At 72.2% G+C, this 17,717-nt stretch carries 15 protein-coding genes and 1 riboswitch; of the genes, 14 read left to right on the plus strand and 1 reads right to left on the minus strand.

The features are described from left to right. Nucleotides 1-507 (minus strand): hypothetical protein, encoded by a 507-nt coding sequence (locus tag D1J63_RS21905; protein ID WP_125631009.1) that lies wholly within the window; start codon nt 505-507, stop codon nt 1-3. A gap of 261 nt (nt 508-768) precedes the next feature. Between D1J63_RS21905 and D1J63_RS21910 the strand changes: the two genes are divergently transcribed. The 14 genes from D1J63_RS21910 to D1J63_RS21975 all read left to right on the plus strand — a co-directional run bounded on the left by D1J63_RS21910 (nt 769) and on the right by D1J63_RS21975 (nt 17,693). Beyond that, nucleotides 769-2,790, plus strand: coding sequence for an N-6 DNA methylase (locus D1J63_RS21910; RefSeq protein ID WP_164712918.1), 2,022 nt, complete (start codon nt 769-771; stop codon nt 2,788-2,790). Nucleotides 2,791-2,931: 141 nt separating this feature from the next. Then, the gene (locus D1J63_RS21915; RefSeq protein WP_125631013.1) at nt 2,932-3,537 is read left to right on the plus strand and encodes a hypothetical protein; all 606 of its coding nucleotides are present in this window, start codon (nt 2,932-2,934) and stop codon (nt 3,535-3,537) included. A gap of 38 nt (nt 3,538-3,575) precedes the next feature. Further along, the gene (pkaE, locus tag D1J63_RS21920; RefSeq protein ID WP_277601477.1) at nt 3,576-5,066 is read left to right on the plus strand and encodes a serine/threonine protein kinase PkaE; all 1,491 of its coding nucleotides are present in this window, start codon (nt 3,576-3,578) and stop codon (nt 5,064-5,066) included. Nucleotides 5,067-5,214: 148 nt separating this feature from the next. Then, entirely contained in the window at nt 5,215-5,868 is a 654-nt protein-coding gene (locus tag D1J63_RS21925) for a SurA N-terminal domain-containing protein (RefSeq protein ID WP_125631017.1), read from the plus strand. 75 nt (nt 5,869-5,943) lie between these two features. After that, nucleotides 5,944-6,921: a nucleoside triphosphate pyrophosphohydrolase gene (locus D1J63_RS21930; RefSeq protein ID WP_125631019.1), complete on the plus strand. Its 978-nt coding sequence runs from the start codon at nt 5,944-5,946 to the stop codon at nt 6,919-6,921. Then, a complete protein-coding gene (locus D1J63_RS21935; protein WP_125631021.1) occupies nt 6,918-8,219 on the plus strand; it encodes a cytochrome P450 in 1,302 nt (433 codons plus the stop codon). Before D1J63_RS21930 ends, D1J63_RS21935 begins: the two co-directional genes overlap by 4 nt. Before the next feature lie 143 nt (nt 8,220-8,362). Further along, nucleotides 8,363-9,406 carry a transglycosylase family protein gene (locus tag D1J63_RS21940; protein ID WP_125631023.1) on the plus strand — a complete coding sequence of 348 codons (1,044 nt, stop codon included), beginning with the start codon at nt 8,363-8,365 and terminating at the stop codon, nt 9,404-9,406. Nucleotides 9,407-9,589: 183 nt separating this feature from the next. Then, nucleotides 9,590-9,756, plus strand: a riboswitch (cyclic di-AMP (ydaO/yuaA leader). A gap of 3 nt (nt 9,757-9,759) precedes the next feature. Continuing rightward, nucleotides 9,760-10,488, plus strand: a complete 729-nt coding sequence (gene rpfA / locus D1J63_RS21945) for a resuscitation-promoting factor protein RpfA (RefSeq protein ID WP_125631025.1) — start codon at nt 9,760-9,762, stop codon at nt 10,486-10,488. Nucleotides 10,489-10,726: 238 nt separating this feature from the next. Next, nucleotides 10,727-12,016, plus strand: coding sequence for a phosphopyruvate hydratase (eno, locus tag D1J63_RS21950; RefSeq protein WP_125631027.1), 1,290 nt, complete (start codon nt 10,727-10,729; stop codon nt 12,014-12,016). A gap of 124 nt (nt 12,017-12,140) precedes the next feature. Next, the gene (divIC, locus tag D1J63_RS21955; RefSeq protein WP_164419631.1) at nt 12,141-12,623 is read left to right on the plus strand and encodes a cell division protein DivIC; all 483 of its coding nucleotides are present in this window, start codon (nt 12,141-12,143) and stop codon (nt 12,621-12,623) included. Between the two features lie 119 nt (nt 12,624-12,742). Then, the gene (locus tag D1J63_RS21960) at nt 12,743-13,297 is read left to right on the plus strand and encodes a DUF501 domain-containing protein (RefSeq protein WP_125631031.1); all 555 of its coding nucleotides are present in this window, start codon (nt 12,743-12,745) and stop codon (nt 13,295-13,297) included. Beyond that, complete coding sequence (locus D1J63_RS21965) at nt 13,294-14,235, plus strand: Ppx/GppA phosphatase family protein (RefSeq protein ID WP_125631033.1); 942 nt, start codon at nt 13,294-13,296, stop codon at nt 14,233-14,235. Before D1J63_RS21960 ends, D1J63_RS21965 begins: the two co-directional genes overlap by 4 nt. A gap of 453 nt (nt 14,236-14,688) precedes the next feature. After that, nucleotides 14,689-16,104: an NAD(P)/FAD-dependent oxidoreductase gene (locus tag D1J63_RS21970; RefSeq protein ID WP_102927533.1), complete on the plus strand. Its 1,416-nt coding sequence runs from the start codon at nt 14,689-14,691 to the stop codon at nt 16,102-16,104. A 272-nt stretch (nt 16,105-16,376) separates the two neighbouring features. Next, nucleotides 16,377-17,693: a cyclopropane-fatty-acyl-phospholipid synthase family protein gene (locus D1J63_RS21975; RefSeq protein ID WP_125631035.1), complete on the plus strand. Its 1,317-nt coding sequence runs from the start codon at nt 16,377-16,379 to the stop codon at nt 17,691-17,693. The last annotated feature ends 24 nt before the right edge of the window (nt 17,694-17,717 follow it).

The raw sequence follows: 17,717 nt of genomic DNA on the forward strand, positions 1-17,717 counted from the left end.
TCAGAACTGGCCGTTGCCGAGGAGCTCGCCCTCGGCGTCGTAGATGGTGACGAGGCCGTTCTCGCTGTCCTTCCAGTCGGCGAACGCCGAGGCGATCAGCTTGGCCGGGCCCGTGCCCTCGCCCATGATGCCGCCGGTGAAGTCGGTGTAGACGTCGGCGGCGTCGAGGATGTCGTTCTGCTCGTCGGCGCCCTGCACCTTGGTGACGTGGGAGACGGCGTCCTTCTCGTTGGGTGAGCCGTTCTTCTGCACGAACGCCTTGAACTGCTCGGCCTGGGACGCCTTCTCGACGGCCTTGTCCTCGGCGGGCTTCGCGTCGGAGGCGCCGTCCGCCTTCCCCCCGTCGGCCTTCGCGCCGTCGCCCGACTTCTCGCCCGCGCTCGCGGAGGTCCGGCCGTCGCTCTTGGCGCCGCCGTCCCCGTCCCCGTCGCCCGAGTTCGCCGACATCGCGCCGATGACGGCGATCCCCACCACGGCCCCCAGCGCGATCTTGGTCTTCATGCCCATGACGTCGGTCCTCTCCCCAGAGACAGATCAGTTGATGACCGCGTCGACCGGAAGCCTGTCGGTCAGGCCCGGTGTGCGGTTCGATGCGTCAATAAGAGCAGAGGCTGTGAACCGAGTCAACACGGTTCACAGCGGCAAGGCGGTGCACACCGTGAATCGGGGTGGTTCGTGTCCATCGGTAGGATCGGCCTCACACGACCAGGACGAGGGGGCCCGAGCGTGCAGGACAAGGCGACAGACAAGGCGACAGACGGAACCGAGGTGACCGCCGCCGGTATCGCGCGGCTCGCCGGCGTCGGCCGCGCCGCCGTCAGCAACTGGCGCCGCCGCCACGCCGACTTCCCCAAACCCGTCGGCGGCACCGAGACCAGCCCGTCCTTCGCCCTCGCCGACGTCGAGACATGGCTGCGCGCCCAGGGCAAACTCGCCGAGGTACCCCCACGCGAACGCGTCTGGCAGCAACTCGCCGGCCACCCCGAGGGACCGGTCACCGCCCTCGTGCACACCGGCTGCGTCCTCCTGCTGATCCACGACCGCCCGACCCTGTGGCTGGACGCGAGCGCCGGCTCCGACGAACGCCTCGCCGCCATGCTCCCCGCCGCCCTCGACCAGGTGCTCGACGCCCGCTTCGGCCCGGCGCCCGAACGCGCCGTCACCACCCCGATCGGCCCCCGCCTGCTCCCCTCCGTCCCCCTCCTGCGCGGCGCCGCCGAACTCGCCGCCGGACCGGGCGCCCGCAAGGCCTACGAGTTCCTGCTCGGCCGGCACCTCGACGCCAACCCGCGGCAGTACACGCTCACCCCGGGTCCCCTCGCCGGGCTGATGGCCGAACTCGCCGGCCCCGCCCGCACGGTCCTCGACCCCGCCTGCGGCACCGGAACCCTGCTCCGCGCCGCCGTCGCCACCACCCCCAGCCCCGGGCAGGAGCTGTACGGCCAGGACGACGACCCCGCACTGACCGCCCTCACCACGCTCCGGCTCGCCCTCAGCACGGACGCCACCGTGCGCATCGCCGCCGGCGACAGCCTGCGCGCCGACGCCCTCCCCGGCCTGCGCGCCGACGCCGCCCTGTGCCATCCGCCGTTCAACGAACGCAACTGGGGCCACGACGAACTCGCCTACGACCCCCGCTGGGAGTACGGCTTCCCGGCCCGCACCGAGTCCGAACTGGCCTGGGTGCAGCACGCCCTGGCCCGCGTCCGGGACGGCGGCACCGTCGTCGTCCTCATGCCGCCCGCCGCCGCCTCCCGCCGCTCCGGCCGCCGGATCCGCGCCGACCTGCTGCGCCGGGGTGCCCTGCGCGCCGTGATCGCCCTGCCGGTCGGCGCGGCACCCCCGTACAACATCCCCCTGCACCTGTGGGTGCTGCGCCGGCCCGAGAAGGCCCCCGCGCAGCCCGAGGTACTGCTCGCCGACGCCGGGCAGTTCGCCGGGGAGGGACGCGGCGGACCGGACTGGCGGTCCGTGCGGGACGCCGTGCTCGACGCCTGGAACGACTTCGACCGCACCGGCCGGCTCGACGACCGGCCGGGCCTGGCCCGCTGCCTGCCCGTCATCGAACTCCTCGACGACGACGTCGACCTGGCCCCCGCCCGCCACCTGCCGCCCCCCACCGCCGCCGGCGACACCGGACGGCTCACGGACGTACGCGAGCACCTGGACGAGACCCTGCGCCTGACCGCGCGGCTCACTCCCGCCGCCCCCGCCACCGGACGCGCCGCTCCCCGTCGGCCCCTCACCACCGTCGGCGAACTCGCCCGCGGCGGCGCCCTGACCCTGCGCACCGGCACCCACGGCGGCCACGCGCGCGTGCCCGTGCTCACCGACCACGACGTCCTCACCGGCACCGGCCCCACGGGCACCCTCCCGGAGAGCGACGAGGAGCCCGTGCTGACCCGACCCGGCGACGTCGTCGTCCCCGTCCTCGGCGGCGGCACGGTCGCGCGCGTGGTCGACGACACCACCGCCGGCGCCGCCCTGGGACGCAACCTCGTGCTCCTGCGCCCCGACCCCGCCGCCCTCGACCCCTGGTTCCTCGCCGGGTTCCTGCGTGGCACCGCCAACCACCGGCAGGCCAGCAGCTACGCCTCCACCGCCACCCGCCTCGACGTGCGGCGCCTCCAACTGCCCCGCCTCCCGCTCGACGCCCAGCGCGGCTACGGCGACCGCTTCCGCGCCCTCGACGAGTTCGAGCGCGCGCTGCGGCTCGCGGGCCGCCTGGGGGAGCAGCTGGTGCGCGGCATGTACGACGGGCTCACGGACGGCACGGTCGCCCCCGACTGAGCGGTCCGCACGGGCCGGGTGACCAGGACGACAACGGTTCGGTACAACCCGGGGCCGCTTGTCCGTGTCGGCCTATACGCTCGACTCCGCACCGGTCGACGGCCGGTGCGCGTCCGTCTCTTCAGGTCTTCGGGAGAAGTCATGCACGGCCACGGCTATGCGCCGCCACCGCCGCCGCGCCGCCCCGCCACCGCGGTGCTGGTCCTGCTGCGCGTCTTCTTCGTGGCCCTGCCCCTGCTGAGCATCGGGTTCCTCGCCTGGATCTCGACCCTGTACGTGGCCATCGTGACCCGGCGGCCGCGCGACTGGTGGGCCTTCGCGGCGTCGGCCGCCCTCCTGGTGGTCAGCTTCTGCTTCCTGGCCACCGACGACACCGACGACTTCAGCACCCCGGCCGGCACCACCGGCATGATCATCCTGCTGCTCAACGCCTGCGCCTGCGCCGGGTACTTCCTGTACGCGGACATCAGCCACCACCGGCAGCCGCCCCACCCCGCCCACCTGCCCCCGATGCCGCTGCCGCCGACACCCGGCTACGGACATCCGCAGCCTCCGTACCCCTACGCCCCGGCCCCCGCCCCCGTGCAGCCGCCGGTCCCGCCGTACCAGGCCCCGCCGCAGCACCACCCCGCCCCCGCCCGCATCGACCAGGTCCGCGCCGAACTCGACGAACTCAGCGACTACCTGCGCAGCCACGACGGCGGCGGCCACGACGGCCACGACGCCGGCCCCCGGGGCGGACGGTGACCGTGACGGCAGGACGCGTCGTCGCCGGCCGGTACGAGCTGTCCACGCTCATCGGCCAGGGCGGCATGGGACAGGTCTGGACGGCCTACGACCGGCGCCTGGACCGGCGCGTGGCGGTGAAGCTGCTGCGCCCCGACAAGGTGGCCGGGCACGAGGCCGACGAACTGCGCCGCCGCTTCGTGCGCGAGTGCCGCATCACCGCACAGGTCGACCACCCCGGCCTGGTCACGGTGCACGACGCGGGCAGCGAGGGCGAGGAGCTGTTCCTCGTCATGCAGTACGTCGACGGCGCCGACCTCTCCGACCACCTCGCCGAGCACGAGCCCTACCCGTGGCAGTGGGCCGTCGCGGTCGCCGCCCAGCTGTGCGCCGTCCTGAGCGCCGTGCACGCCGTGCCGATCGTCCACCGCGACCTCAAACCGCGCAACGTGATGGTCGGACAGGACGGCGCCGTCACCGTCCTCGACCTCGGCGTCGCCTCCGTCATGGACGCCGACACCACCCGCCTCACCCACACCGGCACCCCCATCGGCTCGCCCGCCTACATGGCGCCCGAGCAGGCCATGGGCGGCGCCGTCGGCCCGTACACCGACCTGTACGCGCTCGGCGTGCTGCTGCACGAACTGCTCAGCGGCGAGGTCCCGTTCGCGGGCTCGACGGCACTCGGCGTGCTGCACCGGCACCTGTACGAGCCGCCGCTGCCCGTGCGCCGCATCCGCCCCGAGGTCCCCGACACACTCGAAACCCTGGTCCTGCGCCTGCTCGCCAAGGACCCGCAGCACCGCCCCGCCTCCGCCCAGGAGGTCTACGAGCACCTGGCGCCGCTGCTGCCCGCACGCGGCGTACCCACCGGCGGCCCCCTGGACCCCACCCGCCCCTTCGTACGCCCGCACGCCCCCTGGCCCGACCGCGCCCGCACCCCCGCGCCGCGACCCGCCCCCGTCACGCCCGCCGCCGACGCCGGGAAGCCGGACGTCGCCCGCGCCGTCGACGACGTCAAGCGCCTCCTCGGCGAGGGCCGCATCACCCAGGCCGTCGACGTCCTCGGCGCCATCCTGCCCGCCGCCGCCGACCAGCACGGCGAACGCTCCCCGGTCGTACGCACCCTGCGCAAGCAGTACGCCGCGACCCTCATGAACGACGGCCAGTACCGGCGCGCCCTGCCCGAACTGCGCCGCCTCGCCGACGAACGCGCCGCCGAGGCCGGCCAGGCCGATCCGCAGTCCCTGCGCCACCGCTACGACGCCGCCCAGTGCCTGGAACAACTCGGTGAACCTGCCGCCGCCCTCGCGGAGTACCGCGCGCTGCTGCCGTACTACGAAAACCAGTACGTCGCCGGCGACCCCGACCTCGCCCACGACGTGCGCCGCCGCATCGGCCACCTCCTGCTCGCCCTCGGCGACCGCGCCGCCGCCCACGACACGCTGGCCCGGCTGCTGCACGACGTGGAGCGCGTCCACGGCCCCGGCCACCCGCTCGCCGCCGACATCCGGCGCACGCTCCAGTGGCTCGGCCGGATGCACGGCTGACGACCCCCGACGGCGGCGGGCGCGAGGCGGTGCCCGAAGTCCCGATGAATCGTTGGTCCAATGGGTTGGCCAGAGCCGGGCCACTGCCTAACATCGATCATCGCAAGACTTTGTGCACCGTCGCACAATCTCCAAACGGGAGGTTCCCTTGCACCGCCGCAGCCGCCGTCGCTCCGCGCTTCTCCTCACCGCCGCGATCGCCGCCGCGGCACCCCTGCTCGCCGCCTGCGGCAACGACGCGCACCCGGGCGCCGCGGCCGTCGTCGGCGACCAGCGGATCACCGTCGCCCAGCTGGAGAACCGCGTCGACGAGGTGCGCGAGGCACAGCGCGCCGCCGTCCCGGACGACACCCAGTACCAGCAGGTCGTCGCCAGGACCGGCACCCTCACCCGCGACACCCTGCACGCCATGGTCCTCGACCGGGTCCTGCACCGCGCCGCCCAGGACGCCGGCGTGACCGTCAGCCGCAAGGAGGTGCAGGGCATGCGCGACGGCCTCGAGGACCAGGCCGGAAGCCCCGAGCAGCTGGAGACGGTCTGGCTCCAGCAGTACAACGTCGCCCCCGAGCGCCTCGACGACAACCTCCGCGTCCAGCTGGAGGCCCAGAAACTCGCCCAGAGCCTCGGCACCGACACCAGCCGGCCCGAGTTCTGGCAGGCCCTGTCCGAGGCTTCCAAGAAGCTCGACATCGACCTCAACCCGCGCTACGGCGCCTGGGACGTCCAGAAGAGCAGCCGCGTCGACACCGGGACGCCGTGGGTGCGGGAGATCGCGGCGGCCGGGGCCCAGCAGCCCGCGTAACCGCCCGAGCCGCACGGATACGGCCCCCTGTGGACAACTCGGGGGGCCGTCGGCGGTGTGCGTTAGGTTCGGAGAGTGAACGCGAAGACCGCCGACCCGACCACCCCCGACCAGGGCCGCATCGTCCTGCTCACCACCAGCCACCGCGTCGCCCCCGGCCTGCTGTCCTGGCCCGCCTGGCAGGCCCTGCGCGCCGCCGACCGCGTCCTGTGCGCCGACGGCACCCACCCGCAGCTGCCCTACCTGCGCGAGGCCGGCATACGGGTCGACGAGGCGGCCCCCACCGCCGAGGAACTGGTGGAGGCCTGCGCCGGCGGCCGCACCGTCGTGGTCGTCGCCACCGGCGAGGGCGACCCCGCGCTCACCGACGGACTCGCCCGCCTCGCCGGCTCCGGCCGCGTCCGGATGCCCGAGCTCGAACTGCTCCCGGCCTCCTACGACCTCCCGGGCGCCCGCCTGCTCGACCTCGTCCAGGTCATGGACCGCATCCGCCTGGAATGCCCCTGGTCCTCGCAGCGCACCCACAAGGGCCTGGCCAAGTACGCCATCGAGGAGGCGTACGAACTCGTCGAGGCCATCGAGGACGGCGACCGCGACGAACTGCGCGAGGAGCTGGGCGACGTGCTCCTCCAGGTCGTCTTCCACGCCCGCATCGCCGAGGAGGACCCGGACGCCCCGTTCTCCGTCGACGACGTGGCCGGGACCATCGTCGACAAACTCGTCCACCGCCACCCGCACGTCTTCGGCGACGAGAGGGCCGACACCCCCGAGGAGGTCCGCGCCCACTGGTTGCGCACCAAGGCCGCCGAGAAGCAGCGCACCTCGGTCACCGAGGGCGTCCCCCTCGGCCAGCCCGGCCTCGCCCTCGCCGCCAAGCTCCACTCCCGCGTCCGCACCGCGCACCTCGACGTCCCCCTGCCCTCCGGCGAGGGCATCGGCTACGAACTCCTCGCCCTCGCCGCCCGCGCCGAGACCGAGGGCACCGACCCGGAGGCGGCCCTGAGAGCGGCGGCCCGCACCTACCGGGACGCCATCAGGGCGGTCGAGGGATGACCGGCAGCTCTTCCGCCCCGGTCCCCGAGCTGTTCACCTGGGAGTTCGCGAGCGACCCCTACCCCGCCTACGCCTGGCTGCGCGAGCACGCCCCCGTGCACCGCACCCGGCTGCCCAGCGGGGTGGAGGCCTGGCTGGTCACCCGGTACGCCGACGCGAAGCAGGCCCTCGCCGACCCCCGGCTGTCCAAGAACCCGGCGCACCACGACGAGCCCGCGCACGCCAAGGGCAAGACCGGCATTCCCGGGGAGCGCAAGGCCGAGCTGATGACCCATCTGCTGAACATCGACCCGCCGGACCACACCCGGCTGCGCCGACTGGTCAGCAAGGCGTTCACACCCCGCCGGGTGGCCGAGTTCGCCCCCCGGGTGCAGGAGCTGGCCGACGGCCTCATCGACCGGTTCGCGCAGACCGGTTCCGCCGACCTGATCCACGAGTTCGCCTTCCCGCTGCCCATCTACGCCATCTGCGACCTCCTGGGCGTCCCCCGCGAGGACCAGGACGACTTCCGGGACTGGGCGGGCATGATGATCCGTCACGGCGGAGGCCCACGGGGCGGCGTCGCGCGGTCGGTGAAGAAGATGCGCGGCTACCTCGCCGACCTCATCCACCGCAAGCGCGCCGCCCTGCCGCCCGAGCCCGCTCCCGGCGAAGACCTCATCTCCGGCCTGATCCGCGCCTCCGACCACGGCGAGCACCTCACCGAGAACGAGGCCGCGGCCATGGCCTTCATCCTGCTCTTCGCAGGGTTCGAGACCACGGTCAACCTCGTCGGCAACGGCACCTACGCCCTGCTCACCCACCCCGAGCAGCGGCAGCGGCTGCAGACGTCCCTCGCCGCCGGGGAGCGCGGCCTGCTGGAGACCGGCGTCGAGGAACTCCTGCGCTACGACGGCCCGGTGGAGCTGGCCACCTGGCGCTTCGCCACCCGGCCGCTCACCATCGGCGGGCAGCAGGTCGCGGCCGGCGACCCCGTCCTCGTCGTCCTCGCCGCCGCCGACCGGGACCCCGAGCGGTTCACCGACCCGGACACCCTGGACCTCGCCCGCCGCGACAGCCAGCACCTCGGGTACGGCCACGGCATCCACTACTGCCTCGGCGCCCCGCTCGCGCGGCTGGAGGGGCAGACGGCGCTGGCCACGCTCCTCACCCGGCTGCCGGACCTCCGCCTCGCCGCGGACCCGGCCGAACTCCGGTGGCGCGGCGGCCTCATCATGCGAGGTCTGCGCACCCTGCCCGTGTCGTTCACGCCGCCCGCGTCATCGACGGACAACGGCGGGTCACCGACGCAAAAGTGACACGCGCTCAACTTTGTGATCTTCACGTGATCTGCGCGGCATGAACTTGTGACTAGCGATGATCTCCCTATACGTTCACGGATCAACGTGGTGTCGAGCGTCATCCGCCGCGTGGTCCCCGTCGTCTCGTGAAAGGTCGTCGCATGCTCTCCGGGAACGGTCGTCACCGTCGCCCCCGCCAGGCTCCCGCTCTGGTCGTCGCCGCCGGAGTGACCGGCTCCGCCATCGCGATCCCGCTGCTCGGCGCCACCGGAGCCCACGCGGCCGACTCGGGGACCTGGGACCAGGTGGCCGAGTGCGAGACCGGCGGCGCCTGGAGCCAGAACAGCGGCAACGGGTACTACGGCGGCCTGCAGCTGTCGCAGGATGCCTGGGAGCGGTACGGCGGCCTCGACTACGCGCCCAGCGCCGACCAGGCCAGCCGCTCCCAGCAGATACGGATCGCCGAGAAGATACACGCGGACCAGGGCATCGCCGCCTGGCCGACCTGCGGCCTCCTGGCCGGCCTCGGCAACGACTCGGGCGCCACGAGCGGCTCGGACGCGTCCGGTGACGGTGCGTCGGAGGGTTCGGACACGTCGGGGAAGACGGACGGTTCCGAATCGTCCGCCTCTCCCACGACCACCGAAGCGCCCGAGTCGTCGCAGTCGCCCGAGTCGTCCGAGTCGTCGGGGTCCTCCCGGTCGTCCGGTGCGACCGACTCGGCCGACGCGGGCGGGGCTTCCGAATCGGCTTCCGGGGCGCCCTCTTCGTCCCCTTCGCCCTCTTCTTCCCCGTCGTCCGGCACCTCCTCCGAGGGCTCGTCGAGTGACGAGGGTTCCTCCACCAAGTCGGACACATCCACCGAATCCGACTCCGGCGCCCGTGCCGAACGACAGGGCACCGAGGGCTCGTCCGGCTCCGGCCGGCACCGTGGCGACAGCGCGGACGAGGGCGCCGCGGACGAGGCCCGCGGGGGCGACGCGGCGGGACGGCACGCCTCGCGCGACGGTGGACCGCGAGAGGTCGAGGACGGCTCGTACACCGTCCGCTCCGGCGACAACCTCTGGGCCATCGCCGACTCCCTTGACCTCGACGGCGGGTGGCGTGCGCTGTACGCCGACAACAAGACCGTCGTCGGCGCCGACCCGGACCACATCCTCCCCGGTCAGACGCTCACGGTCGCGGGCGAATCGGGCGAAAAGTAGGGGGAGTTCGCGTCACGGTTAGAGACTGTATGTCCCTTTTGGATCTCGTGAGAGATAGGTCTCAGAAGCCGTGATCGTCTTTGAAAATCCGCGGAGCGCGTGTCTACGGTCATGACCGCTCGCCACCGCGGGCCCCGACAGCCGCAACGCCGAATCCTGCCAGCGGCCGTACGGGAACAGTCGTCGCGTCAAGCGCCGCAGGCAGGAGCGGGGGACCCAAGGTAAGTGCCGCACCGGGCAGTTGAGCCGGAGCGGCTAGGGGTGAAGCCGAGTTCCGCGAGGAACCCGGCCGGGCAACTCAACCGGCCCGAACCCGACAGCTCACCTCGCAGGCGTCGGTGAGGGGATCAACCATGCTGTTTTCCGGCAAGGGCAAGCACCGTCGTCCGTCCAAGGCCACCCGTGTCATCGCCGTCGCCGGCGTGACCGGTGCCGCCGTCGCCGCCCCGCTGATGGCGGCCGGCAACGCCTCCGCCGCCACCGCGTCCGAGTGGGACGCCGTCGCCCAGTGCGAGTCCGGCGGCAACTGGTCCATCAACACCGGCAACGGTTACTACGGCGGTCTGCAGTTCTCCGCCTCCACCTGGGCCGCCTACGGCGGTACGCAGTACGCCTCCACCGCCGACCAGGCGAGCAAGGCCCAGCAGATCGAGATCGCCGAGAAGGTCCTCGCGGGCCAGGGCAAGGGTGCCTGGCCGGTCTGCGGCACCGGCCTGTCGGGCGCCGCCTACACCGGTGGCGGCTCCGAGGACAGCGGTTCCGGCAGCTCCGAGAGCTCGCAGAGCCAGAGCGGCGGCTCCACCGCCGAGCGCTCCACCGAGCAGAAGGCCTCCCGCTCCTCCGAGCGTCCGGCCGCCGAGCCGAAGGCCGAGAAGCCCGCCAAGAAGACCGTCACCACCCCGACCGGCAAGAAGGTCGAGAAGGGCGACGGCGAGTACAAGGTCGTCAAGGGCGACACCCTCAGCTCGATCGCCGCGGAGCACGACGTCAAGGGCGGCTGGGCGAAGCTGTTCAAGCTGAACGACGACATCGTCGACGACGCCGACCTGATCTACCCGGGCCAGCAGCTGCACCTGAAGTAAGGAGCGGCGGCCCCCGCGACTCCCGCCCCGGTGCGTGTTCCCCCGTACGCACCGGGGCGGGATTTTCACATTCCGCCTTTGTTCCGTTCGGAAACAATTTACTCTCGGTTCTGTCCAGCGGGTGGGCGATCGGCTGGCCGATCGCCCGGAGCCGGTTAGGCTCGGTCCCGCAGAGCCGCCGCGGTCCCGCGGGACCCGCGCGTCACACCGAAGCGTCACATTGAAGAAGGAGATGCTCGTGCCGTCCATCGACGTCGTCGTAGCCCGGGAAATCCTGGACTCCCGAGGCAACCCCACGGTCGAGGTCGAGGTCGGCCTCGACGACGGCAGCACGGGTCGTGCCGCCGTTCCGTCCGGCGCCTCCACGGGTGCCTTCGAGGCCATCGAACTGCGTGACGGCGACCCGGGCCGTTACCTCGGCAAGGGCGTCGAGAAGGCCGTCCTGGCCGTCATCGAGCAGATCGGCCCGGAGCTGGTCGGCTACGACGCCACCGAGCAGCGCCTGATCGACCAGGCCATGTTCGACCTGGACGCCACCGACAACAAGGGCTCGCTCGGCGCCAACGCCATCCTCGGCGTCTCCCTCGCCGTCGCCCACGCCGCCTCCGAGGCCAGCGACCTGCCGCTCTTCCGCTACCTGGGCGGCCCGAACGCGCACCTGCTGCCGGTGCCGATGATGAACATCCTGAACGGCGGCTCGCACGCCGACTCCAACGTGGACATCCAGGAGTTCATGATCGCCCCGATCGGCGCGGAGTCCTTCTCCGAGGCCCTGCGCTGGGGCGCCGAGGTCTACCACACCCTCAAGAAGGTCCTGAAGAACAAGGGCCTGGCCACCGGCCTCGGCGACGAGGGCGGCTTCGCCCCGAACCTCGGCTCCAACCGCGAGGCCCTCGACCTCATCCTCGAGGCGATCAAGGAGGCCGGCTACACCCCGGGCGAGCAGATCGCCCTCGCGCTCGACGTCGCCGCGTCCGAGTTCTACAAGGACGGCTCCTACACCTTCGAGGGCAAGGACCGCACCGCCGCCGAGATGACCGAGTACTACGCCGAGCTGGTCGAGGCGTACCCGCTGGTCTCCATCGAGGACCCGCTGTTCGAGGACGACTGGGACGGCTGGAAGACCATCACCGCCAAGCTCGGCGACAAGGTCCAGCTGGTCGGCGACGACCTGTTCGTCACCAACCCGGAGCGCCTGGCCCGCGGCATCGAGGAGAACTCGGCCAACGCCCTGCTCGTCAAGGTCAACCAGATCGGTTCGCTGACCGAGACCCTGGACGCCGTCGAGCTGGCCCAGCGCAACGGCTTCAAGTGCATGATGTCCCACCGCTCCGGCGAGACCGAGGACGTCACCATCGCCGACCTCGCCGTCGCCACCAACTGCGGCCAGATCAAGACCGGCGCCCCGGCCCGTTCCGAGCGCGTCGCCAAGTACAACCAGCTGCTGCGCATCGAGGAGATCCTCGACGACGCCGCGGTGTACGCCGGCCGCAGCGCGTTCCCGCGGTTTCGCTCTGCGAACCAGTAGGCACAGCAAGGGCTGAGCGCCACCCGGTAAGGCCCCGTAAGAGGCAGCGTCGTACGTACGTCCCCGTATCCGGTCCCGTACCGTGTGCGGGGACGTACGCGCGTGCACGGGAGGCGGAGACCAGATGGCCGTGAAGGACCGGGACCGTTTCTCCACCGCGACCAGGATCCGGATCATCGGGGAGCAGACCGCGGCCCGGGTCTACCGCTCGCAGACCAAGCGTCAGGCCCGGCGCTCCCGGCTGACCGGCCGGGCCGCGCTGCTCGCGATGGTGCTCTGCTCACTCGTCGTGGCCCTGGCCTACCCGATCCGGCAGTACGTCGCCCAGCGCGCCGAGATCGCCGACCTCCAGCAGGAGCAGCGGGAGACCCGGCAGCGGGTCGAGGACCTGCGCGACCTCAAGGCACGCTGGCAGGACGACGCCTACGCCGAGCAGCAGATCCGGCTGCGGCTGCACTACGTGATGCCGGGGGAGACGGGGTTCGTCGTCGTCGACCCGGAGGCGGCCGAGCAGACCCGTGCCGAAGCCGGCGCCGCCGACCGCCCCTGGTACCGCAACGTCTGGGACGGGGTCGACAAGGCCGACGCCGCCGCCCGCCGGCAGTGAACCGACCACGCCGACCACGCCCGCACCGCCGACCACGCAGCCATGCAGACCCCGCAGCCACGCACATCACGCCGGCCGCTCCGGCAGCGACTCAACAGGAAGACCAGCAGAAGACAGTCATGCAGACTCCCCCGCCGACCACCCCGCGCACCGAGCCGACCGACGCGGACGTGGCGGCCTTCAAGCAGCAGCTCGGACGGCCTCCGCGCGGCCTGCGCGCCATCGCGCACCGCTGCCCGTGCGGACAGCCGGACGTCGTGGAGACGGCGCCGCGGCTGCCCGACGGCACGCCCTTCCCCACGCTGTACTACCTGACGTGCCCGAAGGCGGCCTCCGCCATCGGCACGCTGGAGGCGAACGGCGTGATGAAGGAGATGACCGAGCGCCTGGCCACCGACCCGGAGCTGGCGGCCGCCTACCGCGCGGCGCACGAGGACTACATCCGGCGCCGCGACGAGATCGAGGAGCTGACCGGCTTCCCGAGCGCGGGCGGCATGCCGGACCGCGTGAAGTGCCTGCACGTCCTGGTCGCCCACTCGCTGGCGGCCGGTCCCGGCGTCAACCCGCTGGGCGACGAGGCGATCGCGATGCTGCCCGAGTGGTGGCGCAAGGGGCCGTGCGTGACGGTCTCCGCAACTGAAGAAACCGGCACCGAAGGGGAGGACGCCCAGTGACCCGGGTCGCCGCCGTCGACTGCGGTACGAACTCCATCCGCCTGCTCGTCGCCGACGCCGACCCTGCCACGGGCGAGCTGATCGACCTGGACCGCCGCATGACCATCGTGCGGCTCGGGCAGGGCGTCGACCGCACCGGACGGCTGGCGCCCGAGGCGCTGGAGCGGACCTTCGCCGCCTGCCGGGAGTACGCCGAGGTCATCAAGGCGCACGGCGCCGAACGGCTGCGCTTCGTGGCCACCTCCGCCTCCCGCGACGCGGAGAACCGGGACGACTTCGTGCGCGGGGTGCTGGACATCCTGGGCGTGGAGCCGGAGGTCATCTCGGGGGACCAGGAGGCCGAGTTCTCCTTCACCGGCGCGACGAAGGAGCTGACCGGCCGCGCCGGCCTCGACCGGCCCTACCTGGTCGTCGACATCGGCGGCGGCTCCACCGAGTTCGTCGTCGGCGACCACCACGTGCGCGCCGCCCGCTCCGTGGACGTCGGCTGCGTGCGGATGACCGAGCGGCACCTGGTGCGCGACGGCGCGGTGACCGACCCGCCCACCGAGGCGCAGGTCGCCGCGATACGGGCCGACGTGGAGGCCGCCCTGGACCTCGCCGAGCAGGCGGTGCCGTTGCGCGAGGCGCGCACGCTGGTGGGCCTGGCCGGTTCCGTGACGACGGTGTCCGCGATCGCGCAGGAGCTGCCGGAGTACGACTCGGCCGTCATCCACCACTCCCGTGTCTCCCGCGAGCGGGTCCGGGAGATCACCGACTGGCTGCTGCGCTCCACGCACGCCGAGCGCGCGGCGGTCCCCTCCATGCACCCGGGCCGGGTCGACGTGATCGCGGCCGGGGCCCTGGTGCTCCTGGCGATCATGGAGCGGACCGGTGCGGAGGAGGTCGTCGTGAGCGAGCACGACATCCTCGACGGCATCGCGTGGTCGCTCGCGTAGGGGGTTCGCCAGGGGGCTGGCCGCAGGGCCGGGGCGGTCGTGCGGTGGGGTTCTGAGCAGGACCGACGACGATTGAGCGGGTGCCGGGGGGCCTTTCGGGGCCCCTCGGTGACATCCCGTCGGCAAAGTTCGTGAAGTTCTTCACAAGGAATTGGGCCCCGTCGGACGACGAAAGCGCGCTCGTTGACCCTTTTGGGGTTTCAACTGCCCTTTGAACGTGTTCAGGACGGTGTCGCGAGGGGGTCCCGCGGAACCCTCGCGGGAGGGTGGTCCACCGTCCTGTCGGTGCGGAGGTGCAGCTCACGCGGCATTGACAACGGGGTGCCCTACACGCTGGTTCCTTCGCCCGCCATGATCTCCGTCACGTCGGCGGCGGATGGTAGCACAGCCTCCACCGAACCTTGTGAAGGGGCGCACGAACCACCCCCCTCGACCGGGTGGATACTCGATGCCATGAGCACCACGGAGCGTCCCAGGATCCTCGTAGTAGGCGGTGGGTACGTAGGCCTGTACGCAGCTCGACGCATCCAGAAGAAGATGCGTTACGGCGAGGCGACCGTCACCGTCGTCGACCCGCGGTCGTACATGACCTACCAGCCCTTCCTCCCCGAAGCCGCCGCCGGCAGCATCTCCCCGCGGCACGTCGTCGTCCCCCTGCGGCGCGTGCTTCCGAAGGCGGAGGTCCTCACCGGCCGGGTCACCACCATCGACCAGGACCGCAAGGTCGCCACCGTCGCGCCGCTGGTCGGCGAGGCGTACGAGCTGCCCTTCGACTACCTGGTCATCGCGATGGGCGCGGTCTCCCGCACCTTCCCGATCCCCGGCCTCGCCGAGCAGGGCATCGGCATGAAGGGCATCGAGGAGTCCATCGGCCTGCGCAACCACGTCCTGGAGCAGCTCGACAAGGCCGACTCCACCACCGACGAGGAGATCCGCCGCAAGGCGCTCACCTTCGTCTTCGTCGGCGGCGGCTTCGCCGGCGCGGAGACCATCGGTGAGGTCGAGGACATGGCCCGGGACGCGGCCAAGTACTACAACAACGTCTCCCGCGAGGACATGCGCTTCATCCTCGTGGACGCCGCCGACAAGATCCTCCCCGAGGTCGGCCCCAAGCTCGGCCAGTACGGCAAGGAGCACCTCGAGGGCCGCGGCGTCGAGGTCTACCTGTCCACCTCCATGGACTCCTGCGTCGACGGCCACGTGGTGCTGAAGAACGGGCTGGAGGTCGACTCCAACACCATCGTGTGGACGGCCGGCGTCAAGCCCAACCCGGCGCTGGCCCGCTTCGGCCTGCCGCTCGGCCCCCGCGGCCACGTCGACACCCAGGCCACCCTCCAGGTCCAGGGCACCGACTACATCTGGGCCGCGGGCGACAACGCCCAGGTGCCGGACCTCGTCGGCCGCAAGGCGGGCAACGAGAACGCCTGGTGCCCGCCCAACGCCCAGCACGCGCTGCGCCAGGCCAAGGTCCTCGGCGACAACGTGATCTCCGGCATGCGGGGCTTCCCGCAGAAGGAGTACAGCCACGCCAACAAGGGCGCGGTGGCGGGCCTCGGCCTGCACAAGGGCGTCGCGATGATCGTCATGGGCAAGATGAAGATCAAGCTCAAGGGCCGTCTCGCCTGGTACATGCACCGCGGCTACCACGGCATGGCGATGCCGACCTGGAACCGCAAGATCCGCGTCTTCGCGGACTGGACGCTCGGCATGTTCCTCAAGCGCGAGGTCGTCTCCCTCGGCGCGATGGAGACGCCGCGCGAGGAGTTCTACGAGGCCGCCAAGCCGGCCCCGAAGCCCGCCGCGGCGAAGGCTGCCGACGCGAAGCCGGCCGAGAAGACGGCGGAGAAGACCGAGGCCAAGGCCTCCTGACCCTCCGGTCGCTGTCGGCAGTACGCGCAGCAGTAGCAGTACTAGTAGTAGTAGCAGTCAGCAGTAGTCAGTAGCAGTCCCTCGAAGGGGCCGTCCGCCATCCGTGGTGCGGGCGGCCTCTTCGTGTTGCGCCGCGGCCCCCGGGGCGACAAGTCCGTTGGTGTGTACAGCTATTTTGCCGAGTCGTAACGCGCGCCGGGGACTGTACGGAGGGCTCGCAGGTGTTTACGTGGTGTTGGACATTCCGGGATAGCTCGTCTTGGAGGTACGCCATGGCTGACGCCGCGCTGCGGCTGCAGAACCTCTTCGAACAGTTGCTGGGAGCACCACTCCCGGTGCGCCTTCGCGCCTGGGACGGTTCGCACGCGGGTCCGCCGGGCGCACCGACCCTCGTCGTCCGCAACCGCAGGGCACTGCGCCGCCTGCTGTTCAAACCCGGTGAACTGGGCCTGGCCCGCGCCTGGGTGGCCGGCGACCTCGACATCGAGGGCGACCTCTACACCGCCCTCGGGCTGATGGCCGGCCTGATCTGGGAGCGCGGCGAGGACGCCCGCGGCCTGGTCGAGTCGCTGCGCGACCCCGAGGTCCGGGCCGCCGTACGGGGCCTGCTGAAGCTCGCCGGGCCGCCGCTGCCGCCCGCGCCACCGCCGGAGGAGGTCCGCCGGACCCGCGGCCACCTGCACACCAAGCGCACCGACAAGCGGGCCATCAGCCACCACTACGACGTCGGCAACGACTTCTACGAACTCGTCCTCGGCCCCTCCATGGTGTACTCCTGCGCCTACTGGCCCGCTCCGCCGGCCGAGGGCGGCACCCTGGAGGACGCCCAGCGCGACAAGCTCGAACTGGTCAGCCGCAAGCTGGACCTGAAGCCCGGTCAGCGCCTCCTCGACGTCGGCTGCGGCTGGGGCTCGATGGCGATCCACGCGGCCCGCGAGCACGGGGTGAGCGTCGTCGGCGTGACCCTGTCCCAGGAGCAGGCCGCGTACGCCCGCAAGCGCGTCGCCGACGAGGGGCTCACCGACCGGGTGGAGATCCGCGTCCAGGACTACCGGGACGTCGCGGACGGGCCCTACGACGCCATCTCCTCCATCGGCATGGCCGAGCACGTCGGCGCCGAGCGCTACCTGGAGTACGCCACCGACCTGCACAAGCTGCTCAAGCCCGGCGGCCGGCTGCTGAACCACCAGATCGCCCGCCGCCCGCAGCGGGACGAGTCCTCCTACAACGTCGACGAGTTCATCGACGCCTACGTCTTCCCCGACGGTGAACTGGCCCCGATCGGCACCACCGTCACCCAGCTGGAGCGGGCCGGGTTCGAGGTCCGCGACGTGGAGTCGATCCGCGAGCACTACGCGCTCACCCTGCGCCGCTGGGTCGCCAACCTGGAGTCCGACTGGGCGACGGCCACCCGGTTGGTCAGCCCCGGCCGCGCCCGGGTCTGGCAGCTGTACATGGCCGCCTCCGCGCTCGCCTTCGAGCGCAACCGCATCGGCGTCAACCAGGTCCTCGCCGTGAAGACGCCCGACTCGGGCGCCTCCGGGATGCCGTTGCGGGCCCGCGTGTGGGGCGCGCCCGACCGGGCCTGATCCGCGCGCGACACACGACCCCGA

The organism is Streptomyces sp. KPB2, from assembly GCF_003950055.1.
GTDB classification, from domain to species: Bacteria; Actinomycetota; Actinomycetes; order Streptomycetales; family Streptomycetaceae; genus Streptomyces; species Streptomyces salinarius.

Excerpts from the sequence above, each read along its gene's own strand:
- D1J63_RS21960 (WP_125631031.1), top strand. The coding sequence starts at position 12,743 with ATGCAGACTCCCCCGCCGACCACCCCGCGCACCGAGCCGACCGACGCG.
- rpfA (WP_125631025.1), top strand. The coding sequence starts at position 9,760 with ATGCTGTTTTCCGGCAAGGGCAAGCACCGTCGTCCGTCCAAGGCCACC.
- D1J63_RS21915 (WP_125631013.1), top strand. The coding sequence starts at position 2,932 with ATGCACGGCCACGGCTATGCGCCGCCACCGCCGCCGCGCCGCCCCGCC.
- D1J63_RS21905 (WP_125631009.1), bottom strand. The coding sequence starts at position 507 with ATGGGCATGAAGACCAAGATCGCGCTGGGGGCCGTGGTGGGGATCGCC.
- D1J63_RS21970 (WP_102927533.1), top strand. The coding sequence starts at position 14,689 with ATGAGCACCACGGAGCGTCCCAGGATCCTCGTAGTAGGCGGTGGGTAC.
- divIC (WP_164419631.1), top strand. The coding sequence starts at position 12,141 with ATGGCCGTGAAGGACCGGGACCGTTTCTCCACCGCGACCAGGATCCGG.
- D1J63_RS21940 (WP_125631023.1), top strand. The coding sequence starts at position 8,363 with ATGCTCTCCGGGAACGGTCGTCACCGTCGCCCCCGCCAGGCTCCCGCT.
- D1J63_RS21975 (WP_125631035.1), top strand. The coding sequence starts at position 16,377 with ATGGCTGACGCCGCGCTGCGGCTGCAGAACCTCTTCGAACAGTTGCTG.
- D1J63_RS21935 (WP_125631021.1), top strand. The coding sequence starts at position 6,918 with ATGACCGGCAGCTCTTCCGCCCCGGTCCCCGAGCTGTTCACCTGGGAG.